We start from the raw sequence: 18,783 nt of genomic DNA, 5'->3' as shown, positions 1-18,783 counted from the left end.
TACACTGCGTCTCAGCGCTCGGAAGTGGGCAAAACTGGGACTGTTGCGCTAGCTTGTCTATGCTTCACAATTGTAGGTGCGGCGCATTGAGTCATGTGGCTTCGAAACGCTGTCTGATAAACTGGATCTCGCCACGGACGCCTGGATTTCTGTTATAGATGTGGCCGCGTTTGATTGTTCTGATCGGTTCAAGCCCGCTCAGGATTGCTTTGGCCGCTTTGGCATCCCGCCGCGCAGGCACCACGCCATGAACCCGCGCATGTCCAGTGATGGCACACCTATCGCCGGGCTGATCTGGTCGCCTGCGCGCTGGATCATCGACTGGTAGAGAAGCGGCATCTATTCCGCCGCCTTTGTGTCCGGGTCAATGAAACCGCCGGATTGACGTGCCCAGAATCCGGCATATAGCCCGCCTTGTGCCAAAAGCGCGTCATGGCTGCCATGTTCGACAATCTTGCCAGCATCCATGACCAGTATGCGGTCCATATGGGCAATGGTGGACAGACGGTGCGCAATGGCAATCACGGTCTTGCCCTCCATCATCCCGTAAAGCGTGTCTTGGATGGCGGCTTCAACCTCGGAATCAAGTGCGCTTGTTGCTTCGTCCAGCAGAAGGATCGGCGCATTCTTGAGGATCACGCGCGCAAGCGTCACGCGCTGGCGTTGTCCGCCCGACAGCTTGACCCCACGTTCGCCGACCTGCGCGTCATAGCCGGTGCGCCCCTGCGGATCTTGCAGGTTCAGGATAAAGTCATGCGCCTGCGCCTGTTTTGCGGCCTCGATCATATCAGCCTCGGTTGCGGCAGGGCGTCCATAAAGCAGGTTGTCCCGCACCGACCGATGCAGCAGTGAACTGTCCTGCTGGACCATGCCGATGGCCAAACGCAGGCTGTCCTGGGTCACCTTGGTGATGTCCTGACCATCGATCAACATACGACCGCTTTCAGGATCGTAGAACCGCAACAGCAGCTTGACCAAGGTCGATTTGCCTGCGCCAGAGCGCCCGATCAAACCTACTTTCTCGCCCGGAGCGATGGTCAGGTCGATGGCATCAAGTCCACCCGAATCGCGCCCATAATGGTGTGTTAGAGACTGAATTTCGATCTTGCCCGTCCCGACCTTCAGCGGCTTGGCGTGTGGAACATCGACCAAGGCAATCGGCTGAGCGATGGTTTCCATCCCTTCGGCCACCACGCCCAACTGGCGGAAGAACGATGTCAGCGCCCACATGATCCAGCCGGTCATCGCGTTCAGACGGAGCGTTAACGCGGTGGCCGCTGCAACCACACCCACGCTCGCCTGCCCCTGCATCCAAAGCCAGAACGCCCAGCCCACCACGGCCACGATCAAAAGTCCGTTCAGGGTGACAAGAACCACGTCCATGATGGTGAAAAGCCGCATTTCCCGTTGGAAGGTGCGGCGTGTGTTTTCGATGGCGTCCTTGGCGTAGTCGAGTTCGGTGGTGCTATGGGCGAACATCTTGACCGAATGAATGTTGCTGTAGCTGTCCACGACGCGGCCCGTCACCTCGGACCGCGCATCTGACGCCGCCTGCGATGCCGGGCCAACCCGTTTCACCGTCCAAACGACCAGCGCACCATACAGAAACAGCCAACCGATCATCGGGATGGCGAGGCGCGGATCCGCCTGCCCCAAAAGGATCAACGCCCCGACAACATAGGCAAGCGAAAAGGTGATCGCGTCGAACACCTGAAACACCGCTTCGCCCGCAGCGGGCGGCGTCTGCATGATGCGGTTGGCAATCCGTCCAGCAAAGTCGTTTTCGAACCATCCGACGGATTGGCGCAGCACATGCTTGTGCGCGCGCCAGCGTATCAATGTTCCAAAATTCGGCAGGATGGTGTTGTTGAGGAGCAGAACATCCAACGCTTGCAACGCAGGTCGGATGACAAGGATGAACACCGCCAGTGCAATAAGCCAAGTGCCATGCGCCGCCCACACTTCGGTCGGATCACCCGCAAGGATATCGACCACCCAGCCCATCGCATAGATCAGACCGATCTCGATGCTGGCCACCACGACAGACATGATCGCCGCATACGCAAAGACCGTTTTGAACGGCTTTGAATAGTCCAGCATGAAGGGCAGCAACCGCTTGGGCGGCGTGTCCTTTTCATCATATGGGCCGTAAGGGTCCACCAGGTTTTCGAAAAAGCGGAACACCGAACGGTCTCCTTGATGAATAACGATAAAGACATCGCCTAGCGTTTCCGCAGGCGGCCGATTGTGTCAGATAAAGCAATGTTCGGTATTGTCCGTATGACAATCCAAGCTTAGCGCGGGATCTCTAAAGAGGAAACCCGGTCAATCAAGAAGATCAGATCGGGTCAGCGTGAAGCCTGACGCGATCCACCGTGCCTCAATCTCGCGCAGTTTAGCGCCCAGCGCGGCACCGGAACAGACAGGCATCAGGTCGCTTGCGGTTACCGGGCAGGTGGCGGCCGCGGCGATTTTGGCTGCTTCAAGATCTGCGAGATTCAGCGGCACCTCAAGCATCGCTGCCCGCAAGAGAAGAACATCTTGTGCCATCGATGCGCCATGGCGGTAGCCAAGCTCGGACGCAGGTTCGGCAGAAGAAATCAGGCTCTGATACAGCGCAAGTCGGCGCTGGTCCTTCTTGGAAAGGCGCAATGCGGTTGCGTCAAACGCGCCAAGACTGGCAAGGCGACGTAGCGCATCAGGCACCAGCGAAACCATTTGTTCCAGATGTACCAAGGGCGCCAAGGCGCGCACGGAACTGCCCGGCAGAACGGTTTGCAACACGCCGGTCTGCATCATCGACCCGATCGAAGGCGCGGGGTCCGGGGCTGACAACAGCTTGATCATCTCGGCGGTGACACGCTCCCGCGACAAGCCGGTCAGCCCATCCAGCGCACCTGCTATGGCGGCCAACGCGTCGGGATCAAAGCCAAGATCCGGGTCGCCATACCACGCGGCAAACCGAAAGAACCGCAGAATACGCAGGTAATCTTCTGCGATCCGATCATGGGCTTTGCCGATAAACCGGACGCGACGCGCCTGCAAATCGGGCACGCCACCCAGCGGGTCAATCACCGTCCCCGCCGCATCGGCATAAAGCGCGTTGATCGTGAAATCACGGCGCGCGGCGTCTTCTGCCATATCCGTGGAAAACTGCACAACGGCATGACGGCCATCAGTCTCGGTATCGGCCCGAAAGGTTGTTACCTCGTAACCGATGCCGTTCGACACCAAAGTGACGGTCCCGTGGTCAATCCCGGTGGGCACCGATTTCAGACCAGCCGCCTTGGCCAGCGCCACAACCGTTTGCGGCGTTGCGTTGGTCGCAATATCCAAATCCGTAACAGGCACATTCATCAACGCATTGCGCACACAGCCACCAACGGCCAAGGCAACATGCCCTTCGGCCTGCAACGCAGCAAAAACCGCCTGAGTGCCGGTCGATGTCAGCCAAGGGCCCGTGATCTTCATACCGCCTCTATGCGTTTTCTAAGCGTTGGGCCAAACCGCGCAGGATTCGTGCAGTTGCCCCCCAGATATAATAGGGGCCAAAGGGAACGGTATAGTAATGCCTGCGCGTCCCGCGCCAACGTCGGGATTGCACGGAAAACAAAGGCGCGTTGGCCACATGCGCAAGCGGCACGCGGAACACTTCGGCCACTTCGCCAGGTTCGGGCACCACCTCGAACGGACTATCAATCCAACCGACAACTGGGGTCATCAAAAACCCGGTCACCGTTTCATGCGTCGGCAGCGTGCCAAGAATATCGACCTGCCCACGCGGCAGGCCAACCTCTTCTTCGGCTTCGCGCAAGGCGGCGGCAATGACATCTGCATCGCTATCGTCCTGCTTGCCACCGGGAAAGGCGATCTGGCCGGGATGATGTTTGAGCCGCGAGGATCGTTTGGTCAAAAGCACCTCGGGCCCTGTCGGCGCGGCCAGAACAGGCACCAACACACCCGCAGGGCGCAGTTTGCGCCCCGCAGGCAGCACAACATCAGGATTCAGATCGAAATCCGACGACACCGCACTGGTTTGCAGCAGCGCCGCTTGGAGCCGATCTCGGTCAATCACCCGACACATCTTTGGCCTCGAACCCAACCGTCGCGGGATCAAGATCGTAATGCGCCCCACAGAACTGACAATCTGCCGTCACGCGCCCCTCATCAGTGGTCATTGTTCCGATGTCCTTGGCCGAATAAATCGACAGGCTTTGGCGCACGCGCTCTTCTGAACAGGTACAGCCAAACCGCACCGGCATCGCATCGAACACCCGCGGACTTTCTTCGTGGAACAACCGGTACAACAGATCGGTTGCCGGCAGCGACGGGCCAATCAGCTCCATGTCCTCGACCGTGGCAAGGTGCATATTCACACGGTTCCAGTTCTCGCCATCATCTTCGTTCAGCAGATCATCCGCCAACAAAAGGCCGCCCTCGCCAGACCCGCCGCCCGTGGCAAATGGAGACGCTTTTGGCATATGCTGGATCATGATGCCCCCGGCGCGCCAATGCTGGGCCACACCCGGTTCGGTGGACTGCCCAAAGCTGAGCGCGAATTTTGTCGGCAATTGTTCGGATTGCGCGAAATAGGCTTCTGCACAGCGGGCAAGCGAATCGCCGGACAGAGGCGTGATGCCCTGATACGGCTGCATGCCTTCGCCCTGATCCATCAGGACTGCAAAATAGCCTTCGCCGATCTGGTCCATCGCCGGTCCATTTTTGACCTTTTCGGGATCGTAGCTGGCATAGGCGCGAATGCGTGCAGGCTCGCCTTCGACTTCGGGGGCGTAATAGTCGGTTGCAATCATACGCACCGCCCCTTTGGATTGCACCTGCAAAGACAGTTTCCAGCGCAGCTTGATCGTTTGCCCAATCAACGCGGTCAGCAAAGCCATCTCGGCCACCAGCGCTTCGACAGCGACGGGATAGTCGTGCTGCTTCAGGATGCCGCTCAATACCCCGTCAAGCCGGGCCACCCGGCCACGTATGTTTGACTGGTCAAGTTGGAATGGCAGGACTGCGTCGTCCCAGGCGAGTTTCGATCCGAGTGTCATGGAATTTCCTTGCTTGCCGCCCTCCGGCATGATCGGGACTATATAAGGGACGTTCGAGCAGGTCCAAGGGGCAGAAGGGGATTGGCATGATGCGCAGATTTGGTGACGCACCGGAACCCGGGCGGCAATATACGCTCCGCACAGGGGCTTATGCGATTTTGCCGATGTCCGAAGGCCTGCTTCTTACGCATCAGGATGCCCCAGAGCCCGAGATCCAACTGCCCGGCGGTGGCGTTGATCCGGGCGAATCACCAGTGCAGGCCCTGACCCGCGAGGTGTTTGAAGAAACCGGTTGGCGCATTACACGCCCCGTACGCCTTGGGGCGTATCGGCGGTTCACCTTTATGCCGGAATACGACATTTGGGCAGAAAAGCTGTGCCTGATCTACATGGCCCTGCCCGTCATGCAATATGGCGATCCAACGGAACCCGGACACACGGCGTTGTGGATGAGCGTCGACGATGCGGTTGCCGAACTGGCCAATTCTGGCGATCGGGATTTCGTGATGCGATTTGCGTCACAGACCCCCGTATTCCAAAAGCGCGGCTGAGATATCATCGTCAAAATCCACAGCGTTGCCAGCTTTCAACTTGAGGCTGTCGTGAAGCGCATCCAGAAAGTCCGGGCCTGAAAGGTCACGTGGCAGGTTCTGAACGAGATCAAGCAGCCCGTCTTCGTCAAGCATCGCACCATCCGCAAGCATCGCTTCGGTTAAACCATCAGTATACAGCAACACGCGATCCCCCGGCGACAGATCAAAACTGTGATCTACGTAAGGTGCATGTTCAATCAGGCCGATGGGCAACCCGCCATCACCAATAAACACAGCCTCACCATTTTGGCGCAACAGCAAAGGTGGCGGATGCCCCGCTTGCACCAACCGTGCATGGCCGCTGCTTGCACAGACCTGCATATATGCCAGAGTGAGGTATTCGGTGACGCCCTGCTGCGCGACAACCCGATCATTCAGACGCTCGGCAACGCGGCTCGGCGGCAGAAATGCGAACCCATGATCAGTGCGGCAAAGCGCAAGATTTTCGTCAGGATGGTCCGAACTCAAATGCCCTGCGACGCGCGCGGTCATCATGGCGGAAGTGATGCCGTGGCCAGATACATCGAGACTAAACAAGCCAAAATCGCCATTTTCCAGACCAAACATACCCGCGATATCGCCCCCAACATGACCGCAGGATTGCAATAAAACGCTGACCCGGCTTTTTCCGAATGTCGCGGAACGCGCTGGCATAAGAGATTGCTGCAAGATGCGTGCCTGCTGCAAATCTTTGTCGATCAGCGCGTGTACGCTTTGAAGCTCGGCCAGTGTGTCGGCGATCACGGCAGTCTTTGCCTTCAGTTCCTGCTCCATCGACAGGATGCGCGCGCCCGCGATCAGACGCGCGCGAAGTTCATCACCGTTAACCGGCTTTGTCAGGAAATCATCGGCCCCAGATTCGAGCCCCGACGCCACGGCAGCTTTTTCGGATTTCGATGTCAGAAGGATGAAATACCCGTAAGACGCACGTGGCGTGGCCCGGAACGCGGCGCAGAATTCAACACCGCTCATTCCCGGCATCATCCAATCCGAGATGATGAAATCGGGCTGAAACCTATCGCACAGGATCAGTCCGGTTTCGGCATCTTCCGCTTCGGCAACATCATAGCCCCAGCGTTTCAGCATAAGGGTGAGGATCCGACGCTGCACAAGGCTGTCATCAACAACGAGAACGCGTCGAATGACAGCATCCCGTGCATCGGGGAACGCAAAAGCCGCGTTCTGTAACATACAATTCACCAACCCATGCGCCGGCCCCCATGCATCGTTTAGGCTTGCTTTGTTAACAGCGGATGAAAGTTAGAATTCTTTGTAATCCGGCATGCGGTGTTGCCGTTTCTTCATCTTTGTCTGCTACCCACGATCCATCGAAGGAGGGTGAAATGATTGAATGGGCACGCGTGGCTGAACTTCGGGACGAAATCGGGCCCGAAGATTTTGATGAGGTTGCGGAACTCTTCCTGATGGAGGTTGAAGATACGTTGTCCCGCCTGAATGGCGCGGCAGACGATGCACCGCAGATGCAAGAATTGATGCATTTTCTCAAAGGTTCCACGTTGAACCTTGGCTTTTGCGATATGTCGGCGATGTGCGATCAGGCCGAGGCAGACGCGGCGCAGGGTAAGGTCACAGTTGATATTCATCGGCTCAAGGATCTTTACGTCAAATCACGGGCATTTTTCGAAACTGAATATGCCCAGCGCTTTGCAGCCTAGATGAACCGATGAATAGATGCCGGATCTGATCCGTCTGTTTGCTCTGTCACCCGCGCACGCAAACGCTGCATACCCGCAATCCAACGGTCGGAATCTGCTGCGCGGTGTTTGAAATAAGTCTGCGCTTCGGGGTGCGGGTAGATCATGAAACGGGCCTCTTCAATCCCGCGCAACGTCGCCTCTGCCACCTCTGTTGGATCAATCACGCGATCCGGGCGATCACCTTCGGTGCCTTTGTAGCCAAGAAGTGGCGTCGCCACATAAAGCGGGCACACGACGGACACTTGGATTCCTTCTGCGCTATGCTCAATAGCCAGCGATTGCGCCAGACTGACCGCCGCATGTTTCGTGGCGGAATAGGCCGCATCCCCGATTTGTGACAGCACTCCAGCAGCGGACGCCACGTTGACCAACACACCAAAACCGCGCGCACGCATATCCGGCAAAAGCAACCGCGACGCCCGCAAATGCGCCATGACGTGCAGATCCCAGCTTGTCTGCCAATGCACATCGGATTGCGATGTTGGTCCATCAGGTTCGCCCAGCGCAAACCCGGCGTTTGAGACCAGCATGTCAATCGACCCAAACTGCGCCCGTGCTGTGCCGACAAGGCTTTCAATTACCGCGGGATCGCACAAATCGCCATGAAACGGCACGCCTCCAACCTCGTCAGCCATACGCTTTGCCAGGTCTTCCGACAGATCGCAGACCAGAACACGCGCACCCCGCGCTGCTAAAGCCCGCGCCAAAGCAGCACCAATCCCCTGACCCGCCCCGGTGACAATGGCTGTTGCGCCTTCGAACTGCATCAGATCACGAATTGCGACAGCAGATCGTCGTTGGTGATGTCCTGATAGGTGAACCCTGCCCCATCCAGCTGTGCAAACAAGCGGCCAAAGCTATCGGCATTGCGCGTCTCGATCCCGATCAGGACAGACCCGTAATTGCGCGCTGATTTCTTGAGGTATTCAAACCGGGCTATATCGTCCTCGGGGCCAAGAAAGCCAAGGAAATCCTTAAGCGCACCCGGACGTTGCGGCAGGCGCAGGATAAAGTATTTCTTGAGTCCAAGGTATTTCTGAGCGCGTTCCTTCACCTCTGGCAAACGTTCGAAATCAAAATTCCCACCCGTGGTGACACAAACAACCGTACGTCCTTTGATCGCTTGGCCAAGATCCTGCAACGCATCAACCGACAAGGCCCCAGCAGGTTCAAGCACGATGCCTTCGACATTGAGCATCTCAAGGATGGTGGTGCACAGACGGTCTTCGCGGATGGTCAGCGTGTTGGCCAAACCAATCCCGTTCAGTCGCGCAAAGGTCTTGTACCCGATCTGACCCACGGCTGCGCCATCGGCGAATGTATTGACATGATCAAGCCGCACAGGTTTGCCCGCCTCAAGCGCCGCACGCAATGATGCCCCGCCCGCGGGTTCGACAAAGGTGTATTGGCATCCCGTTCCAAGATAGCTGAGCATGCCCGCCGACAATCCGCCCCCGCCCACCGGAAGAACAAGATGATCCGGCATTTGACCAAGCTGTTCGATCATTTCCACCGCAACGCTGGCCTGCCCTTCGATCACGTCCTCATCATCGAACGGTGACAGAAAATGCCCACCCGCTTCGGTGCAGAACGCCTGAGCCGACGCAAGTGTGTCATCGAAATAATCGCCCGTCAGGCGAATCTCGATCGCGTCACCGCCAAACATCTGGGTTTTCTGGATCTTCTGCTGTGGCGTTGTAACCGGCATAAAAATCACGCCTGTCTTGCCGAAATGCCGGCACATGAACGCAACGCCCTGCGCGTGGTTTCCGGCGCTGGCACAAACGAACAGATCAACGTCAGACCGCTTGCGCATCGCATTGAAGGCACCACGCAATTTGTAGCTTCGGACCGGCGACAGGTCTTCGCGCTTCAGAAAGATGTCCGCATCGTAGAGATCTGATAGATGGGCGTTGCGCAATAGCGGCGTCGGCGGGAACACATCGCGCATCGCTTCGGTCGCGTCACGCGCCGCTTTTGCAAACTCAGTCATGTGCCCCCCCTTCGGGATTGTAACGCCCACCGCGACCGATCAGGCGATGGGACGCTTTTCGACAAAATGCCCATAAAGCGTGGTCAGAACCGAAATCCCGATGATCGTGGCAAACCAGTTCACCACCAAGGAATAGACCACATTGACCACCGAATTTGGATCATCGTTGAACCATGATGGCAATTGAATCACGATGCTCGCGCCAACCACAATCAACGCCAAGGTCAGGATCGTCGCGCTTTGACCGCGCGTTGCATCCCAGGCATCACCCAAGGTGAGCTTTTCACCCAGCGCAGCAGCGGGCAGCATGATGCCCAGCCTGAAGAACAGATAAGCCGCCATTCCTATCAGGATAAACGGCATGATGCCCGCCAAGGCAGGCAATCCAAGTGAGATGATACCAACCGGAATCGACACGACGACAACACCCAGAACGACCAGAAGACCGATCAGGACGGATCGGCCAAGATAGCCAATGATCTCGGACCCGTGGAACCGTGGCACCCAGCCAGATGTCGCTTCTCCCGTGAGGGCAAAACGGTGCCATGCCACCGCGATCCAAAGACTGGCGATTACTGCCAAAAGCCCAAGCACGATAGTGGGGAAAATGGTTTCAGGCGACATCACCGGAATCTGTGTGCCTTCGAAATCCATCGTTTCTGATGGGTTTAAGAAACTATAGACGGTGTAAATGCTTTGAATGAGGTACAAAACCAGCGACAGGCGGAACGCCTGATCCAGATTGGCCATCACCAGATTGAACGAATGTCGGAAAATCTGCCAACCTTGCATCTTGCTCACCTTCTTGCTTCGACTGCTCTGTCCAGAGGCCACTTCTTGCCCCTGCTCTGAAAAACAAGTAATCGCCCCGGCAAACCCGTTAAAGGAAAACCCATGTCTGCGCCCAAAAAAGTTGTGCTGGCCTATTCAGGTGGCCTCGATACCTCGATCATTCTGAAATGGTTGCAAACCGAATACGGGTGTGAGGTCGTGACCTTTACAGCCGATCTCGGACAGGGTGAGGAACTTGAGCCCGCCCGCGAAAAGGCGGTGATGTTGGGGATTGATCCCAAGAACATCTACATCGAGGATGTCCGCGAAGAATTCGTGCGCGATTTCGTGTTCCCGATGTTCCGTGCCAATGCGCTTTATGAGGGTTTGTACCTACTGGGCACATCCATCGCGCGTCCGCTGATTTCCAAGCGCCTGGTTGAGATTGCTGCCGAAACGGGGGCCGATGCCGTGTCGCACGGGGCCACCGGCAAGGGCAACGATCAGGTGCGGTTTGAACTCGCGGCTTATGCGCTCAACCCCGATATCAAGGTGATTGCCCCTTGGCGCGAATGGGATCTATCCTCGCGGACCAAGCTGCTCGACTTTGCCGAAAAGAACCAAATCCCCATCGCCAAGGACAAACGCGGCGAGGCGCCGTTCTCGGTTGATGCGAACCTGCTGCACACCTCGTCCGAGGGCAAGGTTCTGGAAGATCCGGCGCAGGAAGCGCCCGATTACGTCTACCAGCGCACCGTCCACCCTGAGGACGCACCTGACACTCCCGAAATGGTCGAAATCGCTTTTGAGCGTGGCGATGCCGTTGCAATAAACGGCGAGGCGATGTCGCCCGCCACGATCCTGACCAAGCTGAACGAGCTGGGCGGCAAGCATGGTGTGGGGCGTCTGGACCTTGTCGAAAACCGCTTTGTCGGCATGAAGTCGCGTGGCATTTACGAGACACCAGGCGGAACAATCCTGCTGGAAGCGCATCGCGGGATAGAACAGATCACACTCGATTCAGGTGCAGGCCACCTCAAGGATTCGATCATGCCGCGCTATGCAGAGCTGATTTATAACGGGTTCTGGTTCAGCCCCGAACGCGAGATGTTGCAAGCCCTGATCGACAAAAGCCAAGAACATGTCACCGGCACCGTTCGTCTGAAGCTTTACAAAGGATCGGTCAACACGGTCGCCCGCTGGTCGGATCATTCGCTGTATTCCGAAGCGCATGTGACCTTCGAAGAAGACGCAGGTGCCTATGACCAGAAAGACGCGCAGGGCTTTATCCAACTTAACGCGCTCCGCCTAAAACTTTTGGCAGCGCGGAACCGTCGATTGAAAGGCTAGTGCCTCAGGACACAATCAGCGCATTGCCCGTCATGAGCACCCAGTTGGGTAATGCGCTGTTTCCTGATGGTTTTTCGAATAGCGCCCGATCACGCAGGCAGTAAACCGTTCTCACCTTCAGGTGATCCCGTCTCTGGAAAATTGCGTTCCCGATCAAAACCATCGCATGCTGATACCAGATAAGGAGATCAGTCATGCGCCCACTTCGTCGCTCTCATCCCGTTTTGCTGTCACTTGCAATTATTGCAGGTGTCTTTCTGCAAAGTACCAGCGCCAAAGCCGGTGAAAACCGCGAGATTATTGTTGCCGGGGGCTGTTTCTGGTGTGTCGAAGCCGATTTCGAAAAAGTGCGGGGCGTGAAAGAGGCCGTGTCCGGCTATACCGGGGGCACAACGTCGAACCCCTCTTACAAACAGGTGACAGCGGGCGGAACCGGCCATTTTGAGGCGGTGAAAATCACCTATGACAGCGGTGCGATCAACCAATCACAGCTTTTCGATCTGTTCTTCCGGTCTATCGATCCCACCGATGCGGGCGGTCAGTTCTGTGATCGTGGCCAAAGCTATGCAACCGCGATTTTCGTTTCTAACGCTGCGGAAAAGGCTGCTGCGGAGGCGGCCAAAGCCAAGGCCGAAGCGGAATTGGGCCAACGCATCGTGACCCCCATTCTGTCTGCCACAGCGTTTTACGAGGCCGAGGCGCATCATCAGGATTACTACAAGGGAACAAACCGTGTTTTGACGCGCTTTGGGCCGGTCAAACAATCCGACGCGTATAAGCGCTACCGCAAAGGCTGCGGGCGCGATGCGCGTGTTGCAGAGCTTTGGGGCAATGACGCGCCGTTTGTCGGGAACTAACCAAAACGGGCATCTTGCAGGTCTTTCAGATCCGGGATGACATCGGCCGTTCCGTAACGCGTGACCATGATCGCGCCCGCCTGTTGGCCCAGTGAAATTGCTTGCTCCATCGGCAGACCACGATCAAGCCCCGCCACCAGAAACCCGGTGAATGTATCCCCGGCCCCGGTTGTGTCTACGGGCGTGACAGGAATGGCCGGGAAATGGCGGTCTGCGCCAAGATCGGTGTTGATCCAGCGGCACCCCGCGCCACCGAGTGTCACAATGATGTCCCGAACAGGCAAATCGTGAAGCGGCTTGTTCATCGCCGCACCAAGCTGATCTGCCTCGATCTGGTTCATGACAAGCATGTCGAGCAAGGGAAGCACTGCTTTTACCGCATCCCCATCGAACGGCGCGGCGGCATACACCACTCGCAGTCCGCGTTCTGAGGCAAGACGCGCGCCATCGGCCTGATTGGACGTCTCGTTCTGAAACAGGAACGTGTCCGCTTCGGTTGCGGCCTCAAGCGCAGAGGCAATATGTGTCTCTGTTACGGCCCGATTGGCACCGGGGAACAGCAAAATCGCGTTTTCTCCGCCAGTGTCTACCATGATCACCGCATGACCCGTTGGCGTGTCGATCTGCACGATATTGCGTGTGTCGACACCGTATTCCATCAGCAGGTCTATCGCCCAGCGCCCATCTGGCCCAACCGCCCCGATATGCACGGCGCGGGCTGCGGCGCGGGCAATAGCGACAGACATATTCGCCCCCTTCCCGCCCAAACCTTTGCTGTGCTCGGTCGAGGCCAAAGTCTCACCGGGTGCGAGAAGATGTGGCACCCGGTAAAACAAGTCCGCATTGATCGACCCAAGATTGTAGACTGCCAAGATCAGCCCCCTTTACAGGCTGCCAGAACCGCCATGTTCAGGATATCGTTGGCGGTCATGGTCGTCGAACAAATCTGGATGGACTTGTCGACGCCGGCAAGGATCGGACCAATCACCGTCGCACCCGCCATTTCCTGCATGAGTTTGACCGAGATTGACGCGGAATGGCGCGCTGGCACGACAAGAATGTTTGCAGGGCCAGTCAGCCGCTGGAACGGATAGGATTTCTGCGCAGTCCGGTTCAACGCCACATCAACGGTCATTTCGCCTTCATATTCGAAGGTCACACCGCGCCGATCAAGAACGTCTGGGGCTTTTGCCATCTTTTCGGCCCGTTCAGACACGGGGTAGCCGAAGGTCGAGAACGACACAAACGCAACGCGCGGTTCCAACCCGATCAGGGTCGCGACCTCGGCGCTGCGTTCGGCAATGGTGGCAAGGTCTTCTTCGTCAGGCCATTCGTTCACAAGCGTGTCCGAGATCAGAATGATCCGGCCCTTATTCAACAAAGCCGTGACCCCGGCCACACCATGTTCACGATCCGCATCAAACACGTGGTTGATCAACTCAAGCACATGGGCCGATTTACGGGTCGCGCCAGTCACCAAGGCGTCACCGTGGCCATGCGCCAACATCAAGGATGCAAAGACGTGCCGGTCGCGGGCGGCAAGACGGTGAATGTCCTGCGCATCAAAGCCTTTGCGCTGCAAACGATCGTAGAGAAAGTTCTTATAGGTCTCGAAATGGGTCGTATTGGCGGCATTCAGCACCTCGACTTCGCGCACTGCGTCGCCCAACCCGGCCTCTTCCAGCTTGGCTTTGACATCCGCGTCACGCCCAACAACCAGAGCTTTGCCAAAGCCTGACCGCTGGTACATCACCGCAGCCCGCAACACACGAGGATCATCACCTTCGGCAAAGATCATCCGCGCTTGTGCTGTCTTGGCCCGCGCGTTGATGCCCCGCAGGATGCTTGCCGTTGGGTCCATCCGCGATTTGAGCGACTCTTCATAGGCGTTGAGATCAATGATCGGCCGCCGCGCAACGCCCGTATCCATCCCAGCCCGCGCGACGGCAGGCGGTATGCGATGGATCAGACGCGGGTCAAACGGTGTTGGGATGATGTAATCGCGTCCAAAAGTGAGGTTCTTGCCATAGGCCAACGCGACCTCGTCAGGCACATCTTCGCGCGCCAGATCGGCAAGCGCCTGCGCACAGGCAATCTTCATCTCGTCATTGATGGCCCGTGCATGAATGTCCAAGGCCCCACGGAACAGATAGGGAAAGCCCAGCACGTTGTTCACCTGGTTCGGATAATCGCTGCGCCCTGTGGCAACGATCGCATCCATCCGCACCTCATGCGCCTCTTCGGGGGTGATTTCGGGATCGGGGTTCGCCATCGCAAAGATAACCGGATTGTCGGCCATGGACCGCACCATGTCTTGGGTGACCGCGCCCTTGACGCTAACCCCAAGGAATACATCTGCGCCAACCATAGCTTCTTCCAGCGTACGCGCATCGGTCTTGACCGCATGCGCCGATTTCCACTGGTTCATGCCTTCGGTGCGGCCTTGGTAGATCACACCCTTGGTGTCCGCGACGATGCAATTGTCGTGCCGCGCGCCCATGCGTTTGAGCAGTTCGATACAGGCGATTCCCGCAGCACCGGCCCCATTCAGAACAATCTTCACGTCCTCGATCTTTTTGCCCGAGATATGCAACGCGTTCAGCAAACCCGCTGCACAGATCACGGCAGTCCCGTGCTGGTCGTCATGGAAGACGGGAATATCCATTTCTTCCTTGAGGCGCTGTTCAATGATGAAGCACTCTGGCGCCTTGATGTCCTCAAGATTGATCCCGCCAAAGGTCGGGCCCATCAGACGAACTGCCTTGCAGAATTCATCCGGGTCTTCGGTGTCCAGTTCGATGTCGATTGAATTGACGTCGGCAAACCGCTTGAACAGAACCGCTTTGCCCTCCATCACCGGCTTGGAGCCAAGCGCCCCCAGATTGCCAAGACCCAAAACCGCTGTTCCGTTCGAGATAACTGCAACCAGATTTCCCTTGTTCGTGTAGTCATAGGCAAGACCGGGATCTTTGGCGATATCTTCACAGGGCACCGCAACGCCCGGAGAATACGCCAGCGACAAATCGCGCTGTGTCGTCATTGGAACGGTTGCCTGCACCTCCCATTTGCCGGGGGTCGGTTCGAGGTGAAAGGCAAGCGCTTCTTCACGGGTATATTTGGGGTTGGACATGCGGTTGTGGCCTCGTACGTGAAAATCGGGTTTTCCACCCGGGTCGGTCGTCTTAATGTCACGCCAAAGCACCAAGGGGAAGCTTGTGAGCGAGAATAAATCACCCGTCACACCCATGATGGCGCAATATCTGGAAATAAAATCCCAGTACGCGGACGCATTGTTATTCTATCGGATGGGTGACTTTTACGAATTGTTCTTCGATGATGCTGCAGCTGCATCCGAAGCATTGGACATCGCCTTGACGAAACGGGGCAAACACAACGGCGACGACATTCCGATGTGTGGCGTTCCGGTGCATGCCGCCGAAGGATACCTTTTGACGCTGATCCGCAAAGGATTTCGCGTTGCCGTCTGCGAACAAATGGAAAGCCCGGCAGAGGCCAAAAAGCGCGGATCCAAATCAGTGGTGCACCGTGATGTCGTGCGCCTGGTCACACCCGGAACACTGACCGAAGAAACCCTGCTTGAAGCCCGCCGTCACAACTTTTTGGCCGCTTTGGCCTGCGTCAGAGACGAATGGGCCTTGGCGTGGACAGATATCTCAACCGGGGCACTGCATGTATTGCCGCTATCATTGGCGCGGGTTGGCCCAGAGCTTGCTCAATTGGCTCCCGCTGAAATCCTGATGGCCGAAGGCACCGAACAGGCGGTTTCCGGTGTTCTGCAAGATCTGGGCCTCGAACCCACATGGCTTGGGAAATCGAGCTTTGATTCCACCGGGGCGCTGGCACGACTGACGCAGCAATTCGCTGTAACGTCCCTCGATGCCTACGGTCAATTTTCGCGGCCCGAATTGTCAGCCATGGGCGCGTTGATCGACTATCTTGATCTGACGCAAAAAGGTCGCTTGCCGCTTTTGCGTCCACCACAGCAAGAAAAACTTGGCAGCTCGATGCATATTGATGCCGCCACGCGCAGAAACCTTGAACTGACGCACTCTTTGCAAGGTGGGCGTGCCGGATCGCTGTTGTCAGTGATCGACCGTACTGCCACCGCTGGGGGGGCGCGCCTGCTGGAACGGCGGTTGTCGACGCCGTCACGGGATCTTTCGGTGATCCGGGGCCGTCAGGACGCGATCAATTGGGCAATGTCAGACCCGATAGCGGCCCGTCAAGTCCGCGAAGCGTTGAAGCGCGTGCCTGATCTGGACCGTGCGTTATCGCGGCTCGGGCTCGAACGGGGCGGACCCCGTGACATGGCCGCCATTCGCAACGCGTTGGAGCAGTCAGAGATGATTTCCACCGTGTTAGAGACGAAAACACTTCCGGATATCCTGCAAGGTGCTGTCGCCACCTGCACAGGTCACGAGGGCTTGATGACCCTTCTGGACGACGCCCTGATTGCTGAACCGCCGCTTATGACCCGTGATGGTGGTTTTATTGCGCCCGGATATGACGATGCCCTTGATGAGGCACGAAAACTGCGGGACGCCGGGCGCGGTGTGATTGCCGGGCTGCAAGCGCGATATTCAGAAATGGCCGGTGTGACGTCACTAAAAATAAAGCATAACAATGTTTTAGGCTATTTCATTGAAACCACGTCGACCCACGCGCAAAAGATGATGGCGCCACCATTGAACGAAACCTTCATTCACCGACAAACCACGGCGAACCAAATCCGCTTTACCACCGTTGAACTGTCCGAACTTGAACGCCGGATCATGAATGCCGGATCAGAAGCGATCGAGATTGAAAAGCGTCTCTATTCGGCCCTCACTCGGGCCATTCTGGAGCAACAACCCTCGCTCAATGCGCTTGCCACTGGGTTGGCCGAGCTTGATCTGGCCAGTGCATTGGCGGATCTCGCCAGCGATCTGGACTGGTGCCGCCCCAAGGTAGATGACAGCCGCGCATTTGAGATTGAAGCCGGTCGACACCCTGTTGTGGAACGGTCCCTCAAGGCACAGGGCGATACTGGGTTTGTCGCCAATGATTGCGGGTTGACCGCTGATGCGGACACCGCCGCAATCACGCTGCTGACCGGGCCCAACATGGCAGGTAAATCGACCTACCTTCGGCAAAACGCGCTAATCGCGCTGCTGGCGCAAATCGGATCGTATGTTCCCGCTGCATCGGCACATATCGGTGTGGTCAGCCAGATCTTCAGTCGCGTCGGCGCGTCTGATGATCTTGCGCGCGGACGATCGACCTTCATGGTGGAAATGGTCGAAACCGCAGCGATCCTCAATCAGGCAGACGACCGCGCGCTTGTCATTCTGGACGAAATTGGTCGCGGCACCGCAACATATGACGGTCTGTCCATCGCCTGGGCGACCTTGGAACACCTGCAATCGGTCAACAAAGTCCGCGCTCTGTTCGCTACGCATTATCATGAACTGACCGCACTCGGGACAAAACTGGACGGCGTGAAGAATGCGACCGTGACGGTCCGTGAATGGGAAGGCGACGTGATTTTCCTGCACGAGGTCCGCGATGGTGCGGCGGATCGGTCTTATGGCGTTCAGGTGGCGCAACTGGCAGGATTGCCGCCGGCCGTCATCACCCGCGCACGATCGGTTCTGGACGCGTTGGAGAAAGGCGAACGGGAAAACACATCTCCGAAAGCGTTGATCGACGATCTGCCGCTGTTTTCTGCCGTCGCCACCGCGCCACAACCCAAGAAACCAGCCGCCGAAAGCAAAATCGAGGCACAGATCAAAGATCTGCACCCCGATGAAATGACCCCGATGGACGCGCTACAGACTCTATATCGCCTGAAAAAACTTGTTCAGGATGAAAATCGTTAGGATTTTGGCATGGAGCTGACACCAACCTGCGCAGGACGCAGCAAGCGGTCATAAAGCATGAAGCCCTCGGTCGAGACCTGAATGATGTCGCCAGCCTTGGTGCCGGGAACAGGCGCTTCGAACATCGCTTCGTGCATCTGCGGATCGAACTTGTCGCCGACTTCGGGCTTGATCGCTTGCATGCCATGCTTGCTGAACACATTGAGCAATTCGCGCAGTGTCAGTTCAACGCCTTCGATCAACGCAGCAGATGCTTCACGCTGTTCTTCGGCAATCGCATCAAGCGCGCGATGCAAGTTGTCATAGACCGGCAAAAGATCCCGCGCGAGGCGCGATCCGCCATATTGCTGAGCTTCGCGGCGATCCTTGTCAGACCGCTTGCGCGCGTTTTCGGCATCCGCCAACGCGCGCATGAATTTGTCTTTCAGATCATCCCGCTCGGCGCGCAGGGAATCAAGATCCGCCTCTTCGTTGGTGATCTCTTCTTCTAGCGCTTCGTTTTCCTCTGCCTCAGCCTCGGCCAGGCTATCGAGAAAATCTTTTGTGTGATCTGTTCCGGCCATCT

The 18,783-nt window shown here is 57.2% G+C and carries 18 protein-coding genes; 5 read left to right on the top strand and 13 right to left on the bottom strand.

Features of this window, described 5'->3' with window-relative positions; translation table 11 throughout:
• Window positions 1–198: 198 nt before the first annotated feature.
• The 5 genes from ACSHXH_RS06115 to ACSHXH_RS06095 all read right to left on the bottom strand — a co-directional run bounded on the left by ACSHXH_RS06115 (window position 199) and on the right by ACSHXH_RS06095 (window position 5,057).
• Window positions 199–339, bottom strand: a complete 141-nt coding sequence (locus ACSHXH_RS06115) for a hypothetical protein (RefSeq protein WP_435670886.1) — start codon at window positions 337–339, stop codon at window positions 199–201.
• Window positions 340–2,184, bottom strand: coding sequence for an ABC transporter ATP-binding protein (locus tag ACSHXH_RS06110; RefSeq protein ID WP_435670885.1), 1,845 nt, complete (start codon window positions 2,182–2,184; stop codon window positions 340–342).
• A 141-nt stretch (window positions 2,185–2,325) separates the two neighbouring features.
• Entirely contained in the window at window positions 2,326–3,471 is a 1,146-nt protein-coding gene (locus ACSHXH_RS06105; RefSeq protein ID WP_435670884.1) for a CCA tRNA nucleotidyltransferase, read from the bottom strand.
• A 7-nt stretch (window positions 3,472–3,478) separates the two neighbouring features.
• Window positions 3,479–4,072 (bottom strand): CoA pyrophosphatase, encoded by a 594-nt coding sequence (locus ACSHXH_RS06100; protein WP_435671004.1) that lies wholly within the window; start codon window positions 4,070–4,072, stop codon window positions 3,479–3,481.
• On the bottom strand, window positions 4,068–5,057 hold the full coding sequence (locus ACSHXH_RS06095; protein ID WP_435670883.1) for an Hsp33 family molecular chaperone HslO: 990 nt from the start codon (window positions 5,055–5,057) through the stop codon (window positions 4,068–4,070). The genes ACSHXH_RS06100 and ACSHXH_RS06095 overlap by 5 nt, the downstream gene beginning before the upstream one ends.
• An 86-nt stretch (window positions 5,058–5,143) precedes the next feature.
• Here ACSHXH_RS06095 and ACSHXH_RS06090 point away from each other — a divergent pair, with 86 nt between their 5' ends.
• A complete protein-coding gene (locus ACSHXH_RS06090; protein ID WP_435670882.1) occupies window positions 5,144–5,608 on the top strand; it encodes an NUDIX domain-containing protein in 465 nt (154 codons plus the stop codon).
• Here ACSHXH_RS06090 and ACSHXH_RS06085 read toward each other — a convergent pair.
• Complete coding sequence (locus ACSHXH_RS06085) at window positions 5,576–6,841, bottom strand: PP2C family protein-serine/threonine phosphatase (protein ID WP_435670881.1); 1,266 nt, start codon at window positions 6,839–6,841, stop codon at window positions 5,576–5,578. The two genes, ACSHXH_RS06090 and ACSHXH_RS06085, sit on opposite strands and share 33 nt — an antisense overlap.
• A gap of 152 nt (window positions 6,842–6,993) precedes the next feature.
• Between ACSHXH_RS06085 and ACSHXH_RS06080 the strand changes: the two genes are divergently transcribed.
• Window positions 6,994–7,326 carry an Hpt domain-containing protein gene (locus ACSHXH_RS06080; protein WP_435670880.1) on the top strand — a complete coding sequence of 111 codons (333 nt, stop codon included), beginning with the start codon at window positions 6,994–6,996 and terminating at the stop codon, window positions 7,324–7,326.
• Here ACSHXH_RS06080 and ACSHXH_RS06075 read toward each other — a convergent pair.
• Genes ACSHXH_RS06075 through ACSHXH_RS06065 form a run of 3 tightly spaced genes read right to left on the bottom strand, consistent with a single transcriptional unit; the run spans window position 7,323 to window position 10,153 of the window.
• Window positions 7,323–8,135: an SDR family NAD(P)-dependent oxidoreductase gene (locus tag ACSHXH_RS06075; RefSeq protein WP_435670879.1), complete on the bottom strand. Its 813-nt coding sequence runs from the start codon at window positions 8,133–8,135 to the stop codon at window positions 7,323–7,325. The two genes, ACSHXH_RS06080 and ACSHXH_RS06075, sit on opposite strands and share 4 nt — an antisense overlap.
• On the bottom strand, window positions 8,135–9,361 hold the full coding sequence (gene ilvA / locus ACSHXH_RS06070; protein ID WP_435670878.1) for a threonine ammonia-lyase IlvA: 1,227 nt from the start codon (window positions 9,359–9,361) through the stop codon (window positions 8,135–8,137). The genes ACSHXH_RS06075 and ilvA overlap by 1 nt, the downstream gene beginning before the upstream one ends.
• Before the next feature lie 39 nt (window positions 9,362–9,400).
• Window positions 9,401–10,153, bottom strand: a complete 753-nt coding sequence (locus ACSHXH_RS06065; RefSeq protein WP_435670877.1) for a hypothetical protein — start codon at window positions 10,151–10,153, stop codon at window positions 9,401–9,403.
• Window positions 10,154–10,255: 102 nt separating this feature from the next.
• On the opposite strand from ACSHXH_RS06065, the gene ACSHXH_RS06060 reads away from it, so the two are divergent.
• On the top strand, window positions 10,256–11,482 hold the full coding sequence (locus ACSHXH_RS06060; protein ID WP_435670876.1) for an argininosuccinate synthase: 1,227 nt from the start codon (window positions 10,256–10,258) through the stop codon (window positions 11,480–11,482).
• A gap of 4 nt (window positions 11,483–11,486) precedes the next feature.
• Here ACSHXH_RS06060 and ACSHXH_RS06055 read toward each other — a convergent pair whose 3' ends face one another.
• On the bottom strand, window positions 11,487–11,678 hold the full coding sequence (locus ACSHXH_RS06055) for a hypothetical protein (RefSeq protein ID WP_435670875.1): 192 nt from the start codon (window positions 11,676–11,678) through the stop codon (window positions 11,487–11,489).
• Between ACSHXH_RS06055 and msrA the strand changes: the two genes are divergently transcribed.
• Window positions 11,677–12,339: a peptide-methionine (S)-S-oxide reductase MsrA gene (gene msrA / locus ACSHXH_RS06050; protein ID WP_435670874.1), complete on the top strand. Its 663-nt coding sequence runs from the start codon at window positions 11,677–11,679 to the stop codon at window positions 12,337–12,339. The two genes, ACSHXH_RS06055 and msrA, sit on opposite strands and share 2 nt — an antisense overlap.
• Here the strand turns inward: msrA and ACSHXH_RS06045 are convergent.
• Entirely contained in the window at window positions 12,336–13,211 is an 876-nt protein-coding gene (locus ACSHXH_RS06045; RefSeq protein WP_435670873.1) for a ribokinase, read from the bottom strand. The genes msrA and ACSHXH_RS06045 overlap by 4 nt on opposite strands.
• A gap of 2 nt (window positions 13,212–13,213) precedes the next feature.
• Entirely contained in the window at window positions 13,214–15,469 is a 2,256-nt protein-coding gene (locus tag ACSHXH_RS06040; RefSeq protein ID WP_435670872.1) for an NADP-dependent malic enzyme, read from the bottom strand.
• 115 nt (window positions 15,470–15,584) lie between these two features.
• Here ACSHXH_RS06040 and mutS point away from each other — a divergent pair, with 115 nt between their 5' ends.
• On the top strand, window positions 15,585–18,218 hold the full coding sequence (gene mutS, locus ACSHXH_RS06035) for a DNA mismatch repair protein MutS (protein ID WP_435671003.1): 2,634 nt from the start codon (window positions 15,585–15,587) through the stop codon (window positions 18,216–18,218).
• On the opposite strand, the gene ACSHXH_RS06030 is transcribed toward mutS, so the two are convergent.
• On the bottom strand, window positions 18,215–18,781 hold the full coding sequence (locus ACSHXH_RS06030) for a nucleotide exchange factor GrpE (protein ID WP_435670871.1): 567 nt from the start codon (window positions 18,779–18,781) through the stop codon (window positions 18,215–18,217). The genes mutS and ACSHXH_RS06030 overlap by 4 nt on opposite strands.
• Window positions 18,782–18,783: the final 2 nt, after the last annotated feature.

Source organism: Marivita sp. (genome assembly GCF_051251565.1).
Taxonomy (GTDB): domain Bacteria; phylum Pseudomonadota; class Alphaproteobacteria; order Rhodobacterales; family Rhodobacteraceae; genus Marivita.
The sequence above is the reverse complement of the archived record's forward strand: the minus strand, read 5'-3'. Positions and strand labels throughout refer to the sequence as shown.